This is a genomic window from Synechococcus sp. R8-2 (assembly GCF_047461715.1).
GTDB lineage: Bacteria > Cyanobacteriota > Cyanobacteriia > Thermostichales > Thermostichaceae > Thermostichus.
Window position 1 is genome coordinate 1 of sequence record NZ_JANSHQ010000538.1, and the last position, 723, is coordinate 723.

1 pseudogene is annotated in these 723 nt (G+C 56.2%); it reads left to right on the forward strand.

From position 1 onward, the window contains the following. Positions 1 to 416 (forward strand): annotated as a pseudogene (locus tag NW819_RS12095) (right-handed parallel beta-helix repeat-containing protein); the annotation flags it as partial. Between the last annotated feature and the right edge of the window lie 307 nt (positions 417 to 723).

Consider the following 723-nt stretch of genomic DNA (forward strand, 5'->3'; position numbering starts at 1 on the left):
ACACCAACGCCAACGCCAACTCCTACCCCGCCACCCCCGTCTTGAGCACCGGCCCCATTCAAGTTACCTTGAGTTGGAACACCATCGATGACCTTGACCTGTATGTTACGGATCCCACGCAGCAGACCGTGTTTTTTAACAACCGAATTGTCCCTTCTGGAGGACGGCTGGATGTGGATGCCAATGCCGACTGTGTTGCCGTAACCCAAAATGCTGTGGAGAATGTCTTTTGGGTTTCCACCCCGCCCTCAGGGCCATACTTCATCGAGGTGAGATTGTTCCGGCGCTGCTCCCAATCAACTGCTCCCATTCCCTTTACCGTAACGGTTCGCAAGAGCGGAAACGTCGCGCAGACTTTTAGCGGCTCGGCCACATCCCCTGGCTTGGCGGGTAGGTTTACGTTTTCCTTCCCCTGAAGTTAGCCAAGGCTGGCAGCCATCTGCCCTGCCCACGTATGGCCATTTTGGTTCAGACTAGGACACCACACCTATACTCATACTCAGATCTTTGATTGCAGATCGCAGAGTTCAGAAGACCTTATTTCTGCGCCCCAGGCATCTCCTTCCCACTAAGGACAGCTCCAACTTCGCGGCCTCGACGCTTTTTCTGGCCATCACCTTGCGGCAGCGGGCGATGCTGGAAGGCAGTCCCACAAGTTCAAACAGTCACATCCCCTGGGAAAGGGGCTAGGGGTGGCGGACAGCGGCGCGGAGCGCTTTGCGT